At 61.2% G+C, this 19,727-nt stretch carries 23 protein-coding genes; 3 read left to right on the top strand and 20 right to left on the bottom strand.

Features of this window, described 5'->3' with window-relative positions; genetic code table 11:
* Nucleotides 1-6: 6 nt before the first annotated feature.
* The 17 genes from R8871_RS35590 to R8871_RS35510 all read right to left on the bottom strand — a co-directional run bounded on the left by R8871_RS35590 (nucleotide 7) and on the right by R8871_RS35510 (nucleotide 12,405).
* Nucleotides 7-297, bottom strand: a complete 291-nt coding sequence (locus tag R8871_RS35590; protein ID WP_175054591.1) for a hypothetical protein — start codon at nucleotides 295-297, stop codon at nucleotides 7-9.
* On the bottom strand, nucleotides 294-521 hold the full coding sequence (locus R8871_RS35585; RefSeq protein WP_175054590.1) for a DUF3717 domain-containing protein: 228 nt from the start codon (nucleotides 519-521) through the stop codon (nucleotides 294-296). Before R8871_RS35585 ends, R8871_RS35590 begins: the two co-directional genes overlap by 4 nt.
* Nucleotides 518-781, bottom strand: a complete 264-nt coding sequence (locus tag R8871_RS35580; protein ID WP_175054589.1) for a hypothetical protein — start codon at nucleotides 779-781, stop codon at nucleotides 518-520. Before R8871_RS35580 ends, R8871_RS35585 begins: the two co-directional genes overlap by 4 nt.
* Entirely contained in the window at nucleotides 778-1,815 is a 1,038-nt protein-coding gene (gene virB11 / locus R8871_RS35575; RefSeq protein WP_175054588.1) for a P-type DNA transfer ATPase VirB11, read from the bottom strand. The genes R8871_RS35580 and virB11 overlap by 4 nt, the downstream gene beginning before the upstream one ends.
* A gap of 54 nt (nucleotides 1,816-1,869) precedes the next feature.
* Nucleotides 1,870-2,529 carry a hypothetical protein gene (locus R8871_RS35570; RefSeq protein WP_175054587.1) on the bottom strand — a complete coding sequence of 220 codons (660 nt, stop codon included), beginning with the start codon at nucleotides 2,527-2,529 and terminating at the stop codon, nucleotides 1,870-1,872.
* A gap of 11 nt (nucleotides 2,530-2,540) precedes the next feature.
* Nucleotides 2,541-3,881 (bottom strand): TrbI/VirB10 family protein, encoded by a 1,341-nt coding sequence (locus R8871_RS35565; RefSeq protein ID WP_175054586.1) that lies wholly within the window; start codon nucleotides 3,879-3,881, stop codon nucleotides 2,541-2,543.
* A gap of 18 nt (nucleotides 3,882-3,899) precedes the next feature.
* Nucleotides 3,900-4,787, bottom strand: a complete 888-nt coding sequence (locus tag R8871_RS35560) for a TrbG/VirB9 family P-type conjugative transfer protein (protein WP_407673249.1) — start codon at nucleotides 4,785-4,787, stop codon at nucleotides 3,900-3,902.
* A gap of 17 nt (nucleotides 4,788-4,804) precedes the next feature.
* A complete protein-coding gene (locus R8871_RS35555) occupies nucleotides 4,805-5,644 on the bottom strand; it encodes a virB8 family protein (RefSeq protein ID WP_175054584.1) in 840 nt (279 codons plus the stop codon).
* Between the two features lie 8 nt (nucleotides 5,645-5,652).
* Nucleotides 5,653-5,910, bottom strand: coding sequence for a hypothetical protein (locus R8871_RS35550; protein WP_246287990.1), 258 nt, complete (start codon nucleotides 5,908-5,910; stop codon nucleotides 5,653-5,655).
* A 35-nt stretch (nucleotides 5,911-5,945) separates the two neighbouring features.
* On the bottom strand, nucleotides 5,946-6,818 hold the full coding sequence (locus R8871_RS35545) for a type IV secretion system protein (RefSeq protein WP_175054619.1): 873 nt from the start codon (nucleotides 6,816-6,818) through the stop codon (nucleotides 5,946-5,948).
* Nucleotides 6,819-6,887: 69 nt separating this feature from the next.
* Nucleotides 6,888-7,133 (bottom strand): hypothetical protein, encoded by a 246-nt coding sequence (locus R8871_RS35540; RefSeq protein WP_097397545.1) that lies wholly within the window; start codon nucleotides 7,131-7,133, stop codon nucleotides 6,888-6,890.
* The gene (locus tag R8871_RS35535) at nucleotides 7,123-7,896 is read right to left on the bottom strand and encodes a type IV secretion system protein (RefSeq protein ID WP_175054582.1); all 774 of its coding nucleotides are present in this window, start codon (nucleotides 7,894-7,896) and stop codon (nucleotides 7,123-7,125) included. The genes R8871_RS35540 and R8871_RS35535 overlap by 11 nt, the downstream gene beginning before the upstream one ends.
* A gap of 25 nt (nucleotides 7,897-7,921) precedes the next feature.
* On the bottom strand, nucleotides 7,922-10,492 hold the full coding sequence (locus tag R8871_RS35530) for a VirB4 family type IV secretion system protein (protein WP_175054581.1): 2,571 nt from the start codon (nucleotides 10,490-10,492) through the stop codon (nucleotides 7,922-7,924).
* Nucleotides 10,492-10,929 carry a VirB3 family type IV secretion system protein gene (locus tag R8871_RS35525; RefSeq protein ID WP_175054580.1) on the bottom strand — a complete coding sequence of 146 codons (438 nt, stop codon included), beginning with the start codon at nucleotides 10,927-10,929 and terminating at the stop codon, nucleotides 10,492-10,494. Before R8871_RS35525 ends, R8871_RS35530 begins: the two co-directional genes overlap by 1 nt.
* 7 nt (nucleotides 10,930-10,936) lie before the next feature.
* Nucleotides 10,937-11,233 (bottom strand): hypothetical protein, encoded by a 297-nt coding sequence (locus R8871_RS35520; RefSeq protein WP_246287984.1) that lies wholly within the window; start codon nucleotides 11,231-11,233, stop codon nucleotides 10,937-10,939.
* A gap of 117 nt (nucleotides 11,234-11,350) precedes the next feature.
* Nucleotides 11,351-12,010, bottom strand: a complete 660-nt coding sequence (locus tag R8871_RS35515; RefSeq protein WP_175054618.1) for a lytic transglycosylase domain-containing protein — start codon at nucleotides 12,008-12,010, stop codon at nucleotides 11,351-11,353.
* A 146-nt stretch (nucleotides 12,011-12,156) separates the two neighbouring features.
* On the bottom strand, nucleotides 12,157-12,405 hold the full coding sequence (locus tag R8871_RS35510; protein ID WP_175054578.1) for a helix-turn-helix domain-containing protein: 249 nt from the start codon (nucleotides 12,403-12,405) through the stop codon (nucleotides 12,157-12,159).
* An 88-nt stretch (nucleotides 12,406-12,493) separates the two neighbouring features.
* Here R8871_RS35510 and R8871_RS35505 point away from each other — a divergent pair, with 88 nt between their 5' ends.
* On the top strand, nucleotides 12,494-12,892 hold the full coding sequence (locus tag R8871_RS35505) for a helix-turn-helix domain-containing protein (RefSeq protein ID WP_175054577.1): 399 nt from the start codon (nucleotides 12,494-12,496) through the stop codon (nucleotides 12,890-12,892).
* A 164-nt stretch (nucleotides 12,893-13,056) separates the two neighbouring features.
* Here the strand turns inward: R8871_RS35505 and R8871_RS35500 are convergent, their stop codons facing one another.
* From R8871_RS35500 to R8871_RS35485, 3 genes are all read right to left on the bottom strand, one after another.
* Nucleotides 13,057-14,079, bottom strand: coding sequence for a helix-turn-helix transcriptional regulator (locus tag R8871_RS35500; RefSeq protein WP_175054576.1), 1,023 nt, complete (start codon nucleotides 14,077-14,079; stop codon nucleotides 13,057-13,059).
* A 12-nt stretch (nucleotides 14,080-14,091) separates the two neighbouring features.
* Nucleotides 14,092-16,059 (bottom strand): diguanylate cyclase domain-containing protein, encoded by a 1,968-nt coding sequence (locus R8871_RS35495; protein ID WP_175054575.1) that lies wholly within the window; start codon nucleotides 16,057-16,059, stop codon nucleotides 14,092-14,094.
* 1,185 nt (nucleotides 16,060-17,244) lie between these two features.
* Nucleotides 17,245-17,529 carry a hypothetical protein gene (locus R8871_RS35485; RefSeq protein WP_175054574.1) on the bottom strand — a complete coding sequence of 95 codons (285 nt, stop codon included), beginning with the start codon at nucleotides 17,527-17,529 and terminating at the stop codon, nucleotides 17,245-17,247.
* A gap of 88 nt (nucleotides 17,530-17,617) precedes the next feature.
* Between R8871_RS35485 and imuA the strand changes: the two genes are divergently transcribed.
* Both imuA and R8871_RS35475 read left to right on the top strand, forming a co-directional pair.
* Nucleotides 17,618-18,334, top strand: coding sequence for a translesion DNA synthesis-associated protein ImuA (gene imuA / locus R8871_RS35480; protein WP_175054573.1), 717 nt, complete (start codon nucleotides 17,618-17,620; stop codon nucleotides 18,332-18,334).
* A complete protein-coding gene (locus R8871_RS35475; RefSeq protein ID WP_175054572.1) occupies nucleotides 18,255-19,724 on the top strand; it encodes a Y-family DNA polymerase in 1,470 nt (489 codons plus the stop codon). Before imuA ends, R8871_RS35475 begins: the two co-directional genes overlap by 80 nt.
* Nucleotides 19,725-19,727 lie beyond the last annotated feature (3 nt).

Raw genomic sequence — 19,727 nt, 5'->3', positions numbered from 1 at the left:
GCGTTGTCATGCGGCCATCTCCTGTTGTCGCAGATGCGCGCTCAGGTCGCGATGCAGGCGCATCGCGTCGCGCACGTTACCGAAGGGTCCAAGGAACTGGTTGCTGTTGTCCGCCGTACAGCGATTGATCGGCTCCCACAGCAGGTAGTGCCACTCGTCATAGACTGAGTACCGCGCGATCGTCCAGCCCGACGGGTGGACCAGCGCAAAGTCGCCGGACGGTCGCCATTTGCACTGGCTGTCATCGTACGACTCCGCGGCATCGGCAATCGCGGGAACCGGAAGATCTGCCTTCATTGCGGGAACTCTCCGAGTGGATCGGCGGACAGGATCCGCAAGGCGTCGCGCTGCGCGTCGTCCAGCCCGGCGTCGGTGATACCCTTACAGCCGTGCACGATCACGGCGCCGTAGAGCCGCGCCAGCGCGCGGACCTCTGTGCTGGCAGCAAATGCTTCGTCCGACGGCGACCGCACGCGCCATCCCTCGATCGCCGCCTCGATATCGCTGATCGCGAAGTTCATACACGGTCCTCCCTGCGGACGAGCCAGTGCGCCGTAAAACCGCGCGCCCATGACGCCGCATAGACAAAGCACAGCGCGAGCACGCCGTACTGATGTGCTCGCCACGCCATGTCGAACCAGAACGGCTGCGCGGCCAGCCCGAAGATGCAGGCCCAGCGCCGCCAGTGCGCACGCCGGTCCTGCGACAGAAACACGGCGAGCGCGCCGCACAGGCTGATCGCGATCTGTTCGATCATCTGCGCCGCTGCATCGGCGCTCATGAGACACAACCCAGCAGCTGCGCCTTGCCGATCGGGTCGTACCAGATCTCGGCCAGTCGCCTGTTGCGCATGAACAGGACGAGATCCACCGTGACCCGCACCTGGTCCATAATGAATTGCCAGTCGAGCGTCTGGCCGACCGCGCTCTGCTTGACCAGCGTCGCGATGCGCGAATGGGCCGAACGTGCATCGTTGCAATGCACCGTCGTGATGCCGCCGGGTTTGCCCGTGTTCAGCAGCGTCAGGTAGTCCCATGTTTCGTCACCTCGCAGTTCGGCGAGAAAAACACGATCGAACGTCATGCGCAGGGTGGAGCGCACCAGCTCCTTCGCCGGCAGCGTGTCGCTGAAGAACATATGCACGCGGTTCGGGTGATTCGGCAGCGATAGCTCCGGCGTGTCCTCGATCGTGCCAATCCGCTCATCGGACGGCACGAGGTCGGAGAGCGCCTTGTTCAGTGTCGTCTTGCCTGAGTCGGTGCCGCCGGCGAGCGCAATGTTCAACCGGTTGGTGACCGCCAGCTCGAGCATGCGCCTGACGTTGCGCTGACCCTGCGCCTCAAGCATCCCGAGCTCGAACGGCTGCAGGTCGAGCCCCGGTGGCATGTCGCGGCGCGGCGAGACGTCGCGATATCCCTCAAACCATCCGTTGGTCTCATACTCTTCAGCCGTAAAGCGCACATTCGACGGGATACGGATGGTGATCGAGATAGTGTCCTGCTCGCAGGCCGGCTGCATCAGAACGTGCCCGCGTTGCCCATCGGGCAGCACCACCGGGTGAATGGGCTCCTTCGTCGAGAACTTGCCGCCCTTCATCACCGTCAGGGCGTTCGCGAGCTTGAAGCACGCGTCGAGCGAGCAGGCAGGCGCGTCGTGTCGTCGCCATCCGGCACCGCCTTTTGTCCAGATCTCACCGGGACGGTTGATCGCCACCTCGGTGAGGCCCCCGTCGAAGAAGTTCGAGATACCCATCTGTTTGAGGAAGCTGCGGGCGATCGTGCCCTTCTCGATCACATCGATTACGGCTGCGCTCACTCGCACTCCTTTCTGATTTAGGGTCCCATCAGTCAATCAAAGTGCCGCGCAGGTTCAGCGAGGCGTGGTGCCCGTATCCTGCGGCTCGATCTGCACTGACACGCGATACGGGCATCGATCGTCCGGCACGCTGCTGGCAAGCTCGCGGAGCGTTTGCGCCGGCGACGTGGAAACCACGGTTGCGCTCAGAGGCGCGGCCGGCCGGGTCAATTTCCAGGCCGCACCGCCGATCGCCACTGCGCAGACCCCCGCTGCAAGCAGGACGCGCGATGTGCGTGGCGCCTGGCGATCGTAAAGTGCCGGGATCTCGACGGGTTGACGGTTAGTTGCGCGCGTTTCCATTGCGTGATCGGCCGCGTGATTGACTGGCTCATCGAGCGACGGCAATGCGCTGTCGCCCCACTCCGAGATCGTCAGCCCGAAACGCGCCCCGACGTTACGCAACAGGTTGCGTCGCAGCGGCGTTGACATGTCGTCGATCCGGCACCCATCGAGCGCCATGCAATCTTCGAACGCGTGCTCGTCGGCGATCTGACGCAGTGGCAACGCATCGGGAACCTCGCGCGCGCGCCGTGCATCCACCCGCTCGGCCAGCTGGCGGACCGTGTTGCCGTAGAAACAGAAACGCAGGGCGTTGCGTAGTTTTGTCTCGAACATGTCGCGATCGAGGCCATGCAGCGGGAAATCGTCCGGGTAGGTGATCTTCAGGTTCATGGGTCCGCTCCTCATTGCTCCCGGTTCTGGCTAACCGGGTTGCCCTGCGCATCGACGTTTTCATACACGCTGCTCAGGTCAATGTCGCGCGCTACAAAGATATTGATTACCGAGCCCTGGTTCGAATACGCCGTCGGCGGGATGTTGATGGTGTTACGCAACGTCTCCGCGGCCACGTCCTGGGTGGCGTTCGAACTGTTGGAGAACGTGATCTGCTGGCCGGACCCGGTTGCCTTGTTCGCGAGCGCCTGGCCGAAGTCACCGATAAGGCTAACCATCAGCGCTCCTTTGAAGCGCTGCCAGAAGTGCTCGTCGATGTAGGCTGGAATACCAGCGGCACCGAGCGGATCGGTAGCGGGCGAGTTCAGTGGAATGTGCACGTCGCCGTCGTCGATCTCATCCCAGATCGCGCCGATCACGCCCTGCCCCTGCAGGACCGCATCGCGCTGCTCGCCCTTCGCCATCGCACCCTTGCGAACGAGCAGCGTCGTGCCATCGTCGGACCACACGTCCTGCGCGATCGGGCATCCGATCAGGCCCGGCCGGTCTGTACGGATCGCCGTCGATTGACCACAGCGGATCATCGTGTTGCGACCGAGCAGGTAATGCCTGTTCGGTCGGAACGAGGCCTGCATCGGCTGCAGCTTCGATGGCTGCAACGACTGGTCGATCGCGGAGCCCTTACCGTCGCCCGCGTCCGCCTTGCTGGTTGAGCTGGGCGCACCGCCTGCACTGCCGCCGCGCAGCGCTGACATGCCCATCGACTTCGCCAGACCTGCCAGACCACCGGCATCGTGGCCGACGGCTCCAGTGCTGCCACTGTCGCCGTCGCCAGCGGCTTCATTTGATGCCACGGGACCATCTTTGCTCTGGCCGGAATCGTTGTTGCCGCTCGCGACGAGCACGCTGCCCTGCAGGCGGCGCTCGGCCGGCGTGAGCGGCCGCGGCTGGTTGCTCACGGCCACCGCCTGCCCGTTCGTCTGCGATGCCGCGCCGGCTGGCGTCGCGAGGTGGGAATTCGCGGCAGCGGCGGCCGCAGCCTCCGACGCTGCACGGGCCTGGTCTTCCGCGCGTTTGATACGTTCCTTCTGCGTCTCCAGTTCCGCACCGGCGTCACTCGCGCCGCTGTCTTTCGGTTTTGTCAGCGCCGCCTGTTTCGCGTCCTGATGCTGCTGGAACAGGCGCTGCAGATAGATCGTCACGCCCGATGCGCCCAGCGCAATAACGGCGAGCGCGACCAGCACCAGACGCAGCTTGCCCACGCGCGTTTTGCGACGGCCCGGCAGGTCGAGCGAAGGCTGCGGGCCGACGTCGGTCGCCCCCGCATGTTCCATTTCGTTTCGTTCAGTCATACCCTGTTTGCTCCCTGATCAGTTCGTCGATGCATCGGTATGGTCACGTGCGATGCGCGCGCTGCCCGGCACCGACGAGCCCGCACGGTTGTAATGGCCATCAGGCGAATAGCCGTCGTTGCGGATACCCAGCACCGACTGACCGTAGCGGATGACAAACGACTTCGACACTTCGTGCACGACGACCGTATCGCCCTCCATATGGAAGTTCGCCGTCGCCTCGCCACCGTCGGGAAGCTTCGTGAAGATCGTCGGCAGGTCACGCGCGGTTGAGTACTTGAAGAACGTGAATCGGCCGTCGTCCCACAGCGCGGTCGGCGCGAGTGCACGATCGCCGCGCATCATGTACTGGATATTGGCTGCGGGAACCGACGCCACAGGCGTGGATTTCGCCACGCCCACGCTCACGATCGATGCGGGAATAGCCGGCCCATTGTCCTGTTGACTGCCCAGTGCAGCGCTTACCGCCTGCTGACGGCGCAGCTGCGCGCTGGCCGCTTTGGCACGCGTGTCCGGATAGTCGAAACGCAGTATCCATGTCGCCGGCTGTGCGGCCGACACGTCAACAAGCGAGAGCGGATAGGTGCGCCGGTTGGTGACCAGCAGAAGATTGGTTTCCGGCTGCGGCGCACCCGGTTTGAGCATCGCGCCACTGTCGTTGATGGCCACGTGCCAGGCCTTGCCGTCTCCGATGCCCTCGCCGCTGTTGATGATGTGTTCACCTGGCTCGAACTGGATCATTACCGCACGCCCCGGCATGGTAGCCACACGATAGGCCTGGTCCGGATCGTAGGTCGCGCACTGGATGTGCGGGTCTGAACCGCAGCTGCGCGGCGTTTCGAGCGCTCGCGCGCGAATCGGCACCAACGCGAAGCCCAGTGCGACCGCCGCTGCGCTCGCTGACATCCGGATCGTTCGTCCTTTCATGTTCCACCTCCGGCTGCCGCAGAGCTCGACGCCGGCGCAGCATCAGCGGGCGCCCGGGTCCAGTCTCGCGTGACCTCGTAGCTCGTGCAGCGAAAACCGTCCGCGTTGAGATCCTGCTGATCCTGCTTTTCCGGAACATTCACACGCTCGAATGCGACCGTCGCAATCCAGTACGTCGGATCAGACCGTTTCGCTGCGGGATTCAGCGGAACCAGCTGGCGCGAGAAAAATACCTGTGCGGCGGGCGCGAACGTGATCGAGCCGACGTGTGCGATGACACGCGCCTGATCCTTCAGAAGCTTGAGCGGGCCCACCGGGCCGCGCACCAGCCCGTCATAGGCTTCCTTCTCGTGGTCGTCGCTCATGAACATCACCGCGGCGTGCGTGTCCGAAATCGTCTCCCAGTCGTAGCTCTCGCGCAGTTCGACGTAACGATGCAAATCCGCGCGATCGGTCTTCTCGGAAAACGTAACGTGTCCGTTCGCGGTTGTCGGCAGCACGTCGACCTTACCGGTCGACGAGTCCACGCGCAGCACAGCCGGCGGATTCGGCCGCTTTAGGAGTCCTAAAGCCCCCATACCAGAAACAGCGGCGAGAGCGACAACGCCCGATAACACCGAGCGCCGGTCCGCAATACGGGCCTTCTCTTCGGCTGCTTCGACCTTCGACTTCTCGAAGGCCTGTGCCTGTTTCAGGTACCAGCTGACCACATCGCGCTCACCTGACTCAACACCGCTCACCGGCGCGTCTGCGCGCGTGGTCGACCCGCCCGGGCTTCCCTTACGTTTGCGCGCGTTCGCTCCCGACGCAAACCATTGCCTGATAGTCGATGCCATCCTGTTCCTCACTTCGGTTCCGTATGGCCCGACTGCTGGGCCAACGGTTGATTGACCGGTACCCACTGACCAGTCGGCTCGGGTGGCTTTGGCGCCGCGCTGCACGCCTGCAGCGCGAAGGCCATCAGTAAAATAGCGACAGGAGATTTCATGGTCTCCGTTTCTCCTTTGGATTGAGCAAAACAGGCGTATTGCGTGGCATCTAGTAAAACAGCTTGATCGATACCATCGCGCCGATCGTTGCCACGACCGCCGCGATAAGCCACCAACGTGCGATCGTCCTGAATAACCTGATCATCTTTTACGCCTCACTCAAGCTACCGCCGGTCTTCGGCGATCCGCCGCCGCCCATTTTTCCAAGCGAGCCGGCAAATCTCGCGACGCTACCCAGCTTGCCCACCATCGTCGAGATACCGACACCGCCCGCGAGAGACGAAGCCAAACCCGGCAGGTTAAGCGAGATAACCCAGAAGGCCAGCCCCATGATGTCCAGGTCAATAACCTGCGCGATAGAGGGAGATCCGTTCAGCGGCACCACGCCCATCGCGAAATTGACTTCGAGTGCACATGCAGCCGCGAAGAGCGCGACCAGCAGGGTGTAGTTCATGCATTGGCCGACCCAGTTCCAGAAGAACTGTCGCGATGGTGGGAAGAGCGCCGCTGAGATGAACAACGGACCGAGTGCGAGCAGAAGCCCAAGCGCAAACTTCGCCAGAATGATGTACGCAATGGCTATCGCCATGAACGGGCCACCGAAAACGATCATCAACGCGATCGTCCAGATGGCCGCAATAACCTTCAGGCCGGACGCCTGTGCATAGATCGCCTGCGCTGCGTTGATGTATGCATTGAGCAGGTTGTCGAGGCCGGACACCGGGTTGCTACCGTTGGTCAACGCGCCGGCCATCTGTTCGCCAAAACCATTGAAGAATGGAACGACGTACTCACTGTAGAACCGGATGTTCATCCCGCAGGTCAGGATGAGCGCCCAGGTTGCCATGCGCATCAGGAAATCGTTGATCGGCTCGTCGTTGCGCCCCTGCCAGTACGTCCAGAGAATCAACAGGACATAGATGCTGAAGCAGGTGGCCATCAATGGCGAGATCAGCGCAATGATGTTGCTCGAACCGGTCGAGATCGTGTTCAAAACGTTCTTGTCGAACGAATTGGTCATTGAGGTGAAAAGCTGGACGTCTGCCACGGATATCTCCTGCTTCGGTCAGTGATTGATGGACGAGCCGGATTACTTCAGCCCGGCCGCGCGGGCTTCGGCATCGTCGCTTGCAGCGTTGATACCCTTCGCCTTACGCTCAGCGGCAAGTTTCTCAGGCGTCGTGCCGAGAAACGCCGCATCGAACTTCAGATCCTGCTGCTGCTGTTGCTCTTCCTGCAGGTTGTGCTGGTGACGATCCCACGCGAGGTATCCGAGGTAGCCGGCGATCGCGACCAGCAAAGCGATGATTGAGCCTAGAAGTGTCTTATTGACCATTGGTTTTCCCCAGGAATGCGTTGTCGAATTCACGGTCGCGCTGCTGTTCGGCAAGCTGCAGCTCTGTTTTCTGCAACTGCGCGGTGAGCTGCAGGCGCGTCTGGTCATTTGTGACCATCGCCTCTTCGGCCGCCATCCGGTTCTGCAGATCAGCCTTTTGCGCCGGATCCTGCGTCATGTTGGACTGCTGCATGAGCGCCTGGATGTTGTTCAGGCGCGCCATCGTCGCGCTGTACGCCTGCTCGTTCATCGCCTTGTTGGCCGCGAGCGTGTCGTAATAGCGCTGCTGACCGGGCGTGCTGGCGCCGGTCATGCTTTCCTGCTGCTCGATCGACCGCATCGACGAACTGATACCCGAGAGACCGCCGTTTTTCGCCTGGTCGTAAATGTTTTGCCACTGTTCCGGAAGGTAGTTACGCAGCGACGCATCGTTCATGATGTTGCCGAAACTGCTGTTGCCAGTCAGCGCACGGTACTGGTCTTCCTGATTCTGGATCTGCTGCCCCAGCTGCTCGACCTGCATCATCTGTTGCGCGAGCTCCGCCGGCGAGATGGTCGGCACACCCTGCGCGTGAGCCTGTGAAAACGCACACGCGCACAACAACGCGACCAGACTGCGACGAGGCCAAAGCGTAATTCCCGGCAGATAGGCAAAGGCGCTCATACCGGCGCGCGTTGATCGTGCCCGCAGCGCCCCGCGAAGGTTCCGGATCGCTGGGTCAATCGGCCAGCGCACGGCCGGATAGACATCGGTGCTGTTCATCGTTCCCTCCTTGGGTTGCAGCACATCAGGCAAAAACTTCGTCGCCAACCGGCTGATTAACCGGTGGATAAATCTGCGCAAGCTCCGCACGTTTGCGCTCGAGGCCGCGCTGCAGTTCGGCGGACCACAAACGCTCATCGGCGCCGTGCTTCGCCGCGAGCCGCGTGCGCAGCTTGCGTTCGAACACGCGCTCCAGATAGACGGGCAGCCAGACGTCCGGATCGTCGCCAAACTCGGCGCGCACCCCGTCGCAGATCAGTGCGTTCTCGCGATCGCCAGAGAACACCGCAATCGCGTCCTCAAGCCCGTTCAGGTCAAAGCTGGCGAACGCCGACTGGTTGCCCTGCTTGATCAGGAAACGGTGCGACTGTGGCGTGAGTTTTTTGAATTCCTTGAACTCCTTGCAGGTCATGCCGTCACGCAGATAGGCATCTTCTTCGGCCGCCGGATCGGCCAGCCAGATCTTCGTGGCGACCAGACTGCGCAGCGCGGGAAACAGGTCTGCCGCACGCTGCGCCTGTTCCGGCTGTTGCGTGATCAGTCCCATGAATTCCCCTTCTTTACGCCCGCTGGCCAGCGTTTCCTCGATCTGCTCGCGGATCGTGCGAAAGCGCAGCGGCAGCCAGTACTCTTCGATCACCGTCAGCATCAGGGTGCCCTCCCGACGCATCAGTTTTTTGAGATGGAACAGATAGGCAAATGCGGGCTCCGACGGCTCATAGTTCTCGACAAGAAACGCCTCAACATCGAAACCGATCCAGCGTTGCTCGCTCATGTTCAACGAGAGATTGGGCGGGTTATCGAACACCCACCAGAACCGGCCGCCCTCCGACTTGCACCAGATCGACAGACGTGCGCGCAGGCCGTCGTCGCCTTCGTCCGGAATGCTGTCCAGTAGCAGGCTGAAGCGGCGCAGCCGAACGTCATCGACCCCCATTACCGCATCGACGGCGTTGCGGCAGTGAATCTTCTCGCCGGCCGTCAGGTCAATCTTGATTGGCTTACCCTGATGGTCGACACCATTCTTGCGGCCGCAGAGTTCGACGAGCCCGTACAGGAATTCGCGATTGTCTGGTGTGTCGGCGAGCTCGAACGGCGCCCATCCGGTCGGCTTGCCTTTCTCCAGATAGACATAGGCACCGCCCATCGCCCGGATGAACACTTCCCAGCCACGGCCCTTGTCCAGCACGTACAGCATCGGATCGAAGCGGGACAGCATGCCAGTCGCCGCTACGATGACCGTAGATTTCCCGCTGCCCGTCGTGCCTTTCGCTTCAAAATGCCCGGCGACCTTCTCCGAAACGTTGATATCCCCCAGCCGGCTCGCGTGCGAGCTGTAGTTGTACACGCCCGAATCCGAGCGAAACGGGATGACGGCTGACCCGTCACCGATCGGGTTACCTTCCGCCTTGCCTGACGAGTAGTCATGGCAGGTGTACATCGCCGCAAAATTGCGCGAGGACTGCACTTTCGGCCGCGGTTTGACTCGCGCCCCCGGGACCTGCGAGAAGTACGTGAACGGAGCGGACCCCGTCGCGGGTGACCATTCAACCCCACACTCGTTGCGTGAGCGCGATGCAAACCTGTCGGCGTTCTCCAGCGCCTCTTTCGCTGTTTCGCCGTAGATAACCGCCGCGCCGTGATACTCACCGAACGACAGCTCACCCGTGTTCACGTAACCCTGTGCGTCGCGCAATTCCTTGACCTGATGCTTCGCCTTGTCACCGGCCGACTCCAGCTTGTTGATTGCCGAATCGATGGTCCGGTTGGACTCGAAGCCCGTCATGCAGTTGAACGTATGCGTAATCGTGAATTCCATGTTCAACGTGATCAACGGGTCGAGCTGCCCCCAGCCCGGCTTTTCCGGGCAACTGCGAAGGTCGAGGCAGGTTGCAACGCGCCGGTACGCCGGCACGTCGCTCGCCCCGATCTCGAGCGTGTTGTACCCAAAGTGCAGATGGCTCGACGGGATGACATCGGTGCCGGGTTCCGCTGCGACCGGCAGATCGCCAGTCTTCCCATTGACGAGATAACTGACGAGCCCATACAAGGGCGAGAACAGCATCTTCGTGCCGTTCATGTGCTTGCGCTCGTACACTTCAAGCAATTCGGCTTCATACTCGGCGAACTGCAGCAGCGCCTGTTGTGCGAGAGACCCGATTTCTTTCAGCCCGTCGCCGAACTCCTCGTATTTCAGGATCAGCGACAGGTAGTAGTGGTTCTCGAAGAACTTCTCGTCTCCGAAACGTCGCCCGATGTACTCGCGTACGAACCACTGCAGGAAGCGTCGCTTGAACCGGTACACACGATCAAAACTCACGCGCTGTCGCACGAACGTTGCGTGATAGCCAAGGCGGCCACCCAGGTCGCGACCAAGCTTGCTGTACGCTTCCGTATCGCGATCGAACATGCGCTCCATCGCGACGTTCTCGTGCACCTCGAACGGCACGCCGCGCATGGCCAGCGTCACCATGAACCGGTTGCCCTCAAGGTGCTGTACGTGTTTCGTGACCGGATGCCCGTACTTCGGAATCCAGTCTTCCACGGCGCCGATCGCGCCGAGGATGTCGCTGGTGACGGCGGGTCTGCTCTGCATCAAGCCTCCGGATCGAGCTCACGCAGTCGGCGCTCACCCTTGGACAACGGTTTGAAAAAATCGCGGTAGACGCGGCGTTGCCGTCCGTATCGCAGCGGCGCGAGCGTAGCGGTATTGCCGAAGCGCGGGGCAGCTTGCCCGGCATTTAGCCGCGCGCGGACCCGCAGCTGCCAGAAGTAGAAGCGGCAACGCAATTCCAGCCACATGATCCGCAGGCCCTGATCGTCGGTTTCGCAGATGTGCTTGAAATACAGCAGCACTGGAAAGCCCAGGAAGACAAACAGTAGACCGCCTGGTCCGACGAAGAAGGAAATCAGCACGCCGACAAACATCGACGCGACGACGACAACCAGCATCGCCATATAGGGAACGCCCCAGATGGCCGCCGTGCGGCCAAGGCCGTTGAATCCGGGATAGCGGGTTTTTTCGTCCGACATGGCGTGCTCAGCTGAACATGTTCCACAGATACGGTGCGAGCACGCCGACCACCGAGCCCACCGCCGCCACCTTGCCGCACATCGTCACAAACTCGCTCCAGTGCGCGCGATCGGCCCAGCACTCCGCCCCTTTCCACATCAGCACGCAGGCCGCGACGACGCCAAGGAACGAATAAAGCCAAATCTTGAAGGTGGTCGCACCCTGCGTCGCCGAATCGAGCCCACCACCCGCGAATGCAAGTTCCGGACCGATTGCGATGCCGAGGGCCATCATCTGACGGATATGGGTTGCGATTCGCCGCATTGATATGCGATATGAATAATCTCTCAGTGGTACTAATTTTATGGTCGCGAGCTTCGTATTGCGATTCATGTCTTCTCCTTTCATGGTTGAGATCAGGCCGCGTTGTCGCGGCTCAGGTCAGTTGCAGTCGTTGTCACAAGCGGAATCGCCGAATGCATCCCATGACGGGTGCGGTGCGTCCTGCCGTTGTTTTGCGCCACTGCGGCGCGCGGAAGATGTTTTGGCATCGGGCGCTGCTGCGCTTGCTGGTCTGTCGGAGTGACTGTTCATCACAACAGGAATCGCAGGAACGACATTGGTTGAATCTTCCGCCGTCTGAGCGTTGGCAACAACGCGCTGTACGTAACTGGTACCGTTGGCGTCGGCAGTCTCGCCGCGCGTGAAATTGCCGCTGTAGTAGCAGCTGATAGCAGCACGTAATGCCGGCGCACCCTGCCCCAGTGCCGCAGTCGCCCGCTCATAACAGTCGTGCAGTATCGCGCTGCCCGCGCGCAGGTTCGCACACGGATCGAAGGCCGTTTCGTAGGTCAATCCGTAGCGGGCAAGATTGGCCTTGTTGACCTGTCCAAGCCCCATGCTGAAATTGATGCCTTGTGCACTGAGCGCCTTTGCCGTCGTCACCGCTTCAGCGCGATCGCGCGGCTGGCGAACAAGGTGGCCACCGACGACGCCGATCGCGTATGGATTGAAGCCGGACTCAGTCCTCACGACCGCCTGAAGTGTCGTGGGGTGGACGTTCGGCGCGCATTGCTGGGCCAGGGAGTTGAAATCAAGCATGACTTCCCCCTTCACCAACGCTCGATCGTTGGCTGCGCCCGAACGAAATAATGGCTTTAGCCATTGTCGACCTCTCAGGTTTCAACAACTGGTCAGGTCGGCGCCGATGCTCGCAACATCGACGCTGACCGCTCCTACACCCTCACCTACCCTTCCCTGGCTGGCAGTACCTCGCAAAGATCTGGCTCGCGCGCCTCCTCACGATTTACAACGCCGTCTTTCAGGCCCAGCAGGACCGCCGCGTTGTGCGCGTGGCCGCGCTTGCCCTTCAGTCTGCCCTGCAACACGCCGTTAACGATGTTGCGGGGGATTCCGTGTTTTACTGCCCAGCTCGAAACGGAGACTCCACACCGGTCGAACTCTGCGCGTACCTCTTCCAATGTTTTCAGTGCCATGCGGTGGCCCGTATACTGATCGGCTAGGAAAAATTGCTACCAGTATGGGACATTTTTGTGCCATTCGCAACAAATAAGACCAATTTATATGCCATCTACGTTTGGTTTGCGTCTAGCCGAAGAGCGTGACCGGCTCGGACTCACTCAGGGAAACATCTCCGAATGGACCGGCATCAACCGCAAGACACAGTCTGCCTACGAAAAAGAACAGCGCTATCCGGACGCTGGCTATCTCATGACCCTGCTTGAGCACGGCTTTGACGTGTCGTACTTGCTGAGCGGGAAACGAGCTCCGCGCTACGGCGCCGTTGATGAGCAATTGCTACGAAGCGTTTTCACCATTATCGAAACAAGTATCTCCACCGCTGGGCATTCCATGGACGTTGAAAAGAAAGCCAAGCTGTTCGCACTCGTTTATCAGACCGCCTCCGAAACTGGTCAGGTGGATCCGCTCGTCGCGCAGAAGGCACTCGACCTTCTTTCCTGACTATTTAATTACGCGGTAATCCGCGCCATCACACAGGAACGGCAGTGACACTATGGCGCAGCGGCAATGGCGAATTCAAGCCACCGAATTAGTATGCGCAAGTCAATGTTAAGTTATGCTGATTATTTTGCTGAGGCGTGGATGCTGCGGATTACGGCGACAGGTCAGTCAAGTAGGCCGTGGGCGGCCGCTTTTTCGACGGCATCTGTAATTCTCGTTGCGCCCGTTTTTCTGGTGATCCGTTGGTAGATTGTTTTATAGACTGTATGCTTTGACATTCCCAGTTGATCTGCGACATGGGATGCGCTTGCGCCATCGCGCAGCATCCGCAGGATCTGTGTCTCCTGTTCGCTGAGCTCATACTTCGCCAGCGCATTCTGGCGAACCTGCGACACGCGCCAGTCCAGGAGTTCCGACGAGATGGCGCGGAATAGCACCCGGTTGTCCCACAGCACGCCCTCGCCAGCGGGCGCCCGGATTGAATTGCTCACATGTAGCAGCCCAACCAGACCATGGCCATGGATATGCGCCGGGGCAACGATCCCGCTCGCAAAGCCGTGCATGCGCGCCTCTGTCACCAGCCAGTGATCGACGCGATGCACATTTACGTGCGACGCAAGCGCAGGTGCAACATTCGTCCTGGCGTATGTCACGTAAGGATCGTTCATGTACCACAGCCTTGCGATGTACTGTTGTGACCAGGCAGGTCTGCAACCAACGAGGTAACGGGTCTCTACGGAATCGCCAGTGGCAGGATTCGCACCGTTAAAACGGATCCATTGGTAAGTGAACTGCATTCCGCCCAGACCCGCAATGATGGTGCGCACCTTGGACAGCAGCGCACCTTCCGTCGCGCACATTGAAAGCTCGCCAATTGACCTTACGGGGTCGCCGGTTTCGACCTGCCTCAGGCGATCTCCCCCCATGGCTGCGACCCACTTCTGCCGGATACGATCGTAACTTCCCTGCAGGCGCGTCTCATATGGATCAGCTGTCGCAAAGTCCGATAGATCGTCCATGGTATCTATCGCGACAATCTGGCTGAATGACGCACCATCGCTCCGGATTAACCTGCGCGTCAGGATGGAGTCCTGAGACAGACTCAGCTCCACGCACTCGTTGAAAATGTGGTGTTCATCTTCATGCAGTGGCGCGGGTGTAGCCGCCTCGATCACTTTCTCCTGCATCGACGCACGCCTCTACATCGATGAACTCGCCGCGGAGAAGGCATCAGTAACGAACCGACCTTGCACCTCAGCTTCGGGGAATTGCGTGAGCCACGTGAACTGCTCCTTGCTGTCCACACCATGAACGAGGACGCTCAATTCCATCTCGCTACAGACGCCGACTATGCCTTTAACGAGTGCTCGGGAAACAGGCTCAGAAGGTACGCGCCCCACAAACTCTTCGTCGATGCAAAGGCCATCAACAGGCAGCTTCGCCAAATTCGGAAATGCCGAGTCGGCCGTAAGCGCAGCAAGAATCTGCACGCCTGTGGAACGTATCGCCTCCAGCTTGTCGAGAACATGTGCTGCGGTCTGATCCAGGCGGTTCTGGACGATCAGCCGCAGGGCTGACGGCTCCACCGCGTGCTCTCGCAAACATTCGGATACGCAGCCAGCAAGGTCACCGTCAACGAGCTGCGCATACGGCACATTCAAGGTAACGTGCTGAACACCCTGCCCAGCGGCACGCCACTCTTGCAGCTGCCGGCACGCCTCGGTCAACTGGAACTCGCCGAGTTGGACACCGAAGCCGGACGACTCGACCATTGAGAAAAGCTCCCGTCCCTCCACAGGGGCCGCGCCGTCGCGATTCCACTGCACCAATGCAAGAAGGCCGCGTGCCGCTCCGTCGACGGTATAGCAGTCCCGGTAGTCCAGCGCGAATTCTTTCCTGAGAAACCCATACTGCAGCGCCTGATAGAACTCCAGTCCGCGCTCAGCGCGTTCGGACAGTTCGGGCGTATATACATGACACGCACTGATATCCTTGCCTTTACCAACGGCCTTTGCCGCATACATCGCGAGGTCAGCACGTGTAAGAAGATCGAATGCGTTGTCTCCGTGATGCACGTGCTCGACCACCCCAATGCTTGCCCGCATCCGATAGCTATTCGCGCGCAGCACATAGGCGAGTTCAAAGTCTTCTACGACGCGGTTTGCCAGCTCCTGCGCTGTGAAGCGGGCAAAGTCACCGACGACGACGATCACGAATTCGTCGCCGCTAACCCGAATGACCTCCTGCTCATCACCGGCGACGCGCTGGAGGCGTTTCGCCACCTGCTTGAGCAGTTGATCCCCGTCCCTATGTCCGAGGGAGTCATTGATTCGCTTGAAGTTATCGAGATCGATAAAGAGAAGCGCGAGACGACCAACGCTTTTCGGAGTCGCCATCAGATGGTCGAGGCGATCCATCAGGTAGTTCCGGTTCCTCAAGCCGGTCAACGTATCCGTATTCGCAAGTTCGGCCAGGCGATCGCGAGCCCGTCGTTCTTCTGTGATGTCGATGCCCGAACAGATCAGAAACGTCTCGTCAGGACGATCTCCCGTTCTGGCGAATTTGTTGCGGAACTGGAACAGTCGCGGACCCCTGATCGTTTTTACCGTCCGTTCCACCTCGTACGCCTCGCCGCGCATGAAAAATCTTTCTATGTTCTGACGGGACTCACTTCCGTCCTCGTCGGACATGAACAGCTCCCACGCATTTTTCCCGATTACGTCGGCTTCCCTGAGGCCGGAAAGCTCTTCGGCGAACCGATTGAACCGTTGAATAGTGCCGTCGCGATTCAGGATCACAACCAGTGAATTGACTTCCGACAGGACTGTCTCTGCAAATGACAGCCCGCGCGCCAGATCACCCGCGACAGCTTCAGCATTAATGCTCGGAGAGGCCGTTCCGGCCCACCTGGTTCGATCGATTTTCCGTCCGACCAAGTGAAGACGAAACTTCTTTTCAAACAGCAGCGCGTCGACAGTCACACTCGAGGTGACACCGGCAAGTGTACGGATCTGTGTGGCCTGCTCGGATGAAAGCTTTACAGCCGCGACGACCGGCCCGGTAATCGGGCTCAGTTCGAGGGCATTGCTATCGTGAGACAACTGCCAGCGCGGACTCAGCGTTTCAAACGTTGCCCGGAACAGGTCTATCGCTTCGGTTTCGTACATGTCCATCCGAAGAACCATAAATCGTCTAACGAATCGAATGGGACGTCTTTTACAAAACGTTACATGCTAGGCGATCATTTTTATGCGGCTCGCATACAGGCATAAGGATGCGTGCTTCATCGCCGTTGTGGGTATATGTCTCCGAACGAACTGACGTGCAACGATTTCCAAAGCTCTCCTACGGAAAGGACCGCTTCTGAACGCATCGCGGACATCTAACCTGCGGATGGCCACCGGCGAAATGATGAGGGCACGCGGATTAAGGGCCGCATCCACACTTCCTCCTTACGCGCGAGATATGCCGGGACATAGTGGCTGGCCAGTTTTTCCGCACAACGCTGCATTAGGTCCGCGACGCCGTCGACTGATTTCGGGCCGAGCACCCTAACGATCAGATCGCCGTCTGGTTGCTCGCTTCGCGGTCTGTGATTCGCCCGACTTGAACTCTGACACGCACTTGCAGAGCTCCAGCTCCAGTTCGGAATCCTCATTACATACGAGGAGATCGACGGCATCGATATTGCCTGCGACCCAATCCATCTTCTCGAGATCGGAGCCCGTCCGACCAGAAGGCGTTTGCTTTGCAGAAAGGAACAACACCGCTTTCCTTCGACTGGCAGACAAAAGTGGCCGGCAGCTCAGGCGCTGGATTAGCGAGGATGCCGGCATTCCCTATTCAGCGTGGGCGCTGCTTTGCGATGCGGCCGGGCTTGGCCGAATATCGGATGCGTAACCACATCTGTCGCGAAAGAAAATGGAAGGCCGGCTTGGCACCTCAGAGTTGGGTTCCTTGCTAGACGGACTTTTTTCTTTATCGAACTACCTCGACCAGCGCTCCCCCGTCGTTTACACGGAGCACATTGCCTTCGGGCGTCATTATTCGGGGAAGGTCTGCCGCGCGCGACACCGCAACCTTCTTAGGACCAGTCCCTGCGTGCTTGTTCGCTAAGTACTTCACTACCGGGTCTGCGACCCGGCGCGGTGTAGCGTTGGATGTGTGACGTGAGGGAACCGCAACCTTCCCTGGTTTCGGTTTGCCGTTGCCGGACGACTGCATCCGCGCCTCAGGCGGGTTCCAGATTTCAACGTAGTGTTCGCCTGCGACTCCGGTCGAAGCAACTGCAAGCAGGATTGCGCCCACGCCCAAAAATCGAAACATGACCTCTCCTCAGTTTGCATGCGGTTTTATGCACGGCAGGAATTCGTGGTGCCCACGCAGGAGCCGTCGCAACCGACGCAGTAATGACGGTCGCGCACTGCCCGGTCAACAGCCCAGAAGTTGGTTTGCGCCGGCGTAGCGGTGCCAACAGTATGGCCATTTTCGCATGCATAAAACGTCGGCTCTCCAGCCTTGCCGCGGCGAATGGCCTCATCGATTTCCTGTTCGCCAAACGCCGCTTTCAGGTCCGCAACAAACGCCACAATTTCTGGCATCGGATGGCTAACGGGCTTGCGAACGCGCAGATCCATGGAGCTTCTCCCGAAAAAAAGTGTCCGTTCGCTGCTACGAAAATCCGTGTAGGATACTGTACATCCATACAGGTTTTTGCGCAATCCAATGACCCTCCCGCTGCCAGTCCCGGAAGCAATACACCCATCATTGTGGCGAGCTTCGCAGCTGGCCGCCGGCTTCGATCGGGTGGTGTCGTGCGGCCACGCCGCGCTGACCGCCGAGCTGCCGGGTGGCGGCTGGCCCGTGGGCGCGCTTACCGAACTGCTGACGCCGCAGCCGGGCTGCGGGGAGCTGCGTCTGCTGCAGCCCGCCCTGGCGAACGTCGCGCCCCGTCCGCTGCTCCTGCTGCAGCCGCCGCATCGACTACAACCGGCCGGACTGGCGTGGCTGGGCGTTCCCGCAGGACAGGCCTGCGTGCTGCGCGCACCACGCACGGCTGATGCGCTGTGGGCCGCCGAGCAGATCCTGCGTGCCGGCACCTGCGGCGCCCTGCTCTTCTGGCAGGCCGAAGTGCGGCAGGAGGCGCTCCGGCGCCTGCATCTGGCCGCGCAGGCCTCGGACACGCTGCTGTTCCTGTTTCGCCCACTCGCGGCCGCCCACGCGACGTCGCCAGCGCCGCTGCGGCTTGCGCTGCGAGCCGCCAGGGGCGGTATTGAAGTGACGTTCGTCAAGCGCCGCGGACCGCAGCGCGACGAACCCGTTTTTGTTCCTCTCGCACCTTCACCTGCCCTGTTGAGCCGATATGCAACTCTGGATCGGCGTACATCTGCCGCACCTCGCCATCGAGTCGTTTCTCCCGCGCTGGTCGATGCCACGCCATGAGACCGGCTTTGTCGTGCTGGAGACGGACCGCGTTGTCGCGCTCGATCGCGCTGCGCACTCGGCCGGGATCGTGCCCGGCATGCGCCGCGGTGGCGTGTTGACGCTCGTCCCCGACGCGGTCATCCGGGAACGTGATCTCACCCGTGAAGCGGAGCTTGTTCGTGGCGTGGCGTTCGCCCTGCTGCAGTTCACCCCCCATGTGGTGCTGGCGGAGGAATCGGTCGTGCTGGCCGACGTCTCGGCGAGCCTGCGCCTCTTCGGTGGCATCCGGCCACTGCGCCGGCGGGCGGGTGAAACGGTGACCGCGTTCGGCGTGACCGCGACACTTGCCGTTGCCCCTACCGGGCAGGCTGCGTGGCTCTTCGCCCGGTCCTCAGGTGGCATTGCGCTCTCGCTGCGATCCGTCGACCGCAGACTGCGTCGCGTGCCGTTACCTGCCCTGCCGCCGGCGCGCCCGTACGCCGAATGGTTCGACGGTCTGGGATGCGCAACGGCCGACGACGTCCGGCGACTACCCCGCGCAGGCCTGAAGAAGCGCTGCGGCACGGCGCTGCTGGATGCGCTCGATCGCGCGACGGGCGCGGCGCCCGAAGTGTACGAATGGCTGGAGTTGCCCCCCGCCTTCAGCGCGCGGCTCGAGCTGCCCGACCGGATCGAGCATGCGGAAGCCGTGCTGTTCGCGGCGCGGCGGCTGATCCTGCAGATGACCGGCTGGCTGTCGGCGCGGCAGCTGGCGATCGCGCGGTTTGTACTTGAGCTCGAGCATGAACGCGGCCGGGCGGCGGTGCCGCCGACGGCAATCGAGATCGCGCTTGGCGAGCCGACGTCACGCGAGGAACACCTCGTGCGCCTGCTGAAAGAACGGCTGGGTCGCGTCGAACTGGCCGCTCCGGTCATCGCCGTTCGCCTCGATGCAAAGGACGTGCGCGAAGCGGACGCGCCGAGCGAATCGCTGTTCCCGGAGCCCGGCGGCTCGCCGCAGGATCACGCGCGGCTGACGGAGCTGCTCGTCGCCCGGCTCGGCGCGCAGAACGTGCTCAAGGCGGCTCCAGTTGCCGACCACCGCCCGGAAGTCGCCGCACGCTGGCTTCCCATCGGCGAGACCGTCCGGTCGATGCCGCCACCGTCCAGCCTTCCGCGGCCGGCGTGGCTGCTCGACAGTCCGGTGCAACTCATCATGCGCGGCCACCGCCCGTTCTACGGCACGCCGCTGCGCATGGTCTCGCCGGGCGAACGGATCGAGGTCGGCTGGCAGGATGGGCACCCGGTGACGCGAGACTATTTTGTCGCGGAGTCCGAAGACGCGGTGCACTACTGGGTCTTCCGGGAGCGCGTAAGCGCCGTCCAGGAACGCGAGCCGCGCTGGTTCCTGCATGGCCTGTTCGGGTGATCG

Source organism: Paraburkholderia sediminicola, from assembly GCF_902859805.1.
Taxonomy (GTDB): domain Bacteria; phylum Pseudomonadota; class Gammaproteobacteria; order Burkholderiales; family Burkholderiaceae; genus Paraburkholderia; species Paraburkholderia sediminicola.
The sequence above is the reverse complement of the archived record's forward strand: the minus strand, read 5'-3'. Positions and strand labels throughout refer to the sequence as shown.

Excerpts from the sequence above, each read along its gene's own strand:
- R8871_RS35590 (WP_175054591.1), bottom strand. The coding sequence starts at position 297 with ATGAAGGCAGATCTTCCGGTTCCCGCGATTGCCGATGCCGCGGAGTCG.
- R8871_RS35585 (WP_175054590.1), bottom strand. The coding sequence starts at position 521 with ATGAACTTCGCGATCAGCGATATCGAGGCGGCGATCGAGGGATGGCGC.
- R8871_RS35580 (WP_175054589.1), bottom strand. The coding sequence starts at position 781 with ATGAGCGCCGATGCAGCGGCGCAGATGATCGAACAGATCGCGATCAGC.
- R8871_RS35570 (WP_175054587.1), bottom strand. The coding sequence starts at position 2,529 with ATGAACCTGAAGATCACCTACCCGGACGATTTCCCGCTGCATGGCCTC.
- R8871_RS35565 (WP_175054586.1), bottom strand. The coding sequence starts at position 3,881 with ATGACTGAACGAAACGAAATGGAACATGCGGGGGCGACCGACGTCGGC.
- R8871_RS35560 (WP_407673249.1), bottom strand. The coding sequence starts at position 4,787 with ATGTCAGCGAGCGCAGCGGCGGTCGCACTGGGCTTCGCGTTGGTGCCG.
- R8871_RS35555 (WP_175054584.1), bottom strand. The coding sequence starts at position 5,644 with ATGGCATCGACTATCAGGCAATGGTTTGCGTCGGGAGCGAACGCGCGC.
- R8871_RS35545 (WP_175054619.1), bottom strand. The coding sequence starts at position 6,818 with ATGACCAATTCGTTCGACAAGAACGTTTTGAACACGATCTCGACCGGT.
- R8871_RS35540 (WP_097397545.1), bottom strand. The coding sequence starts at position 7,133 with ATGGTCAATAAGACACTTCTAGGCTCAATCATCGCTTTGCTGGTCGCG.
- R8871_RS35535 (WP_175054582.1), bottom strand. The coding sequence starts at position 7,896 with ATGAACAGCACCGATGTCTATCCGGCCGTGCGCTGGCCGATTGACCCA.
- R8871_RS35530 (WP_175054581.1), bottom strand. The coding sequence starts at position 10,492 with ATGCAGAGCAGACCCGCCGTCACCAGCGACATCCTCGGCGCGATCGGC.
- R8871_RS35525 (WP_175054580.1), bottom strand. The coding sequence starts at position 10,929 with ATGTCGGACGAAAAAACCCGCTATCCCGGATTCAACGGCCTTGGCCGC.
- R8871_RS35520 (WP_246287984.1), bottom strand. The coding sequence starts at position 11,233 with ATGCGGCGAATCGCAACCCATATCCGTCAGATGATGGCCCTCGGCATC.
- R8871_RS35515 (WP_175054618.1), bottom strand. The coding sequence starts at position 12,010 with ATGCTTGATTTCAACTCCCTGGCCCAGCAATGCGCGCCGAACGTCCAC.
- R8871_RS35510 (WP_175054578.1), bottom strand. The coding sequence starts at position 12,405 with ATGGCACTGAAAACATTGGAAGAGGTACGCGCAGAGTTCGACCGGTGT.
- R8871_RS35505 (WP_175054577.1), top strand. The coding sequence starts at position 12,494 with ATGCCATCTACGTTTGGTTTGCGTCTAGCCGAAGAGCGTGACCGGCTC.
- R8871_RS35500 (WP_175054576.1), bottom strand. The coding sequence starts at position 14,079 with ATGCAGGAGAAAGTGATCGAGGCGGCTACACCCGCGCCACTGCATGAA.
- R8871_RS35495 (WP_175054575.1), bottom strand. The coding sequence starts at position 16,059 with ATGTACGAAACCGAAGCGATAGACCTGTTCCGGGCAACGTTTGAAACG.
- R8871_RS35485 (WP_175054574.1), bottom strand. The coding sequence starts at position 17,529 with ATGGATCTGCGCGTTCGCAAGCCCGTTAGCCATCCGATGCCAGAAATT.
- imuA (WP_175054573.1), top strand. The coding sequence starts at position 17,618 with ATGACCCTCCCGCTGCCAGTCCCGGAAGCAATACACCCATCATTGTGG.
- R8871_RS35475 (WP_175054572.1), top strand. The coding sequence starts at position 18,255 with ATGCAACTCTGGATCGGCGTACATCTGCCGCACCTCGCCATCGAGTCG.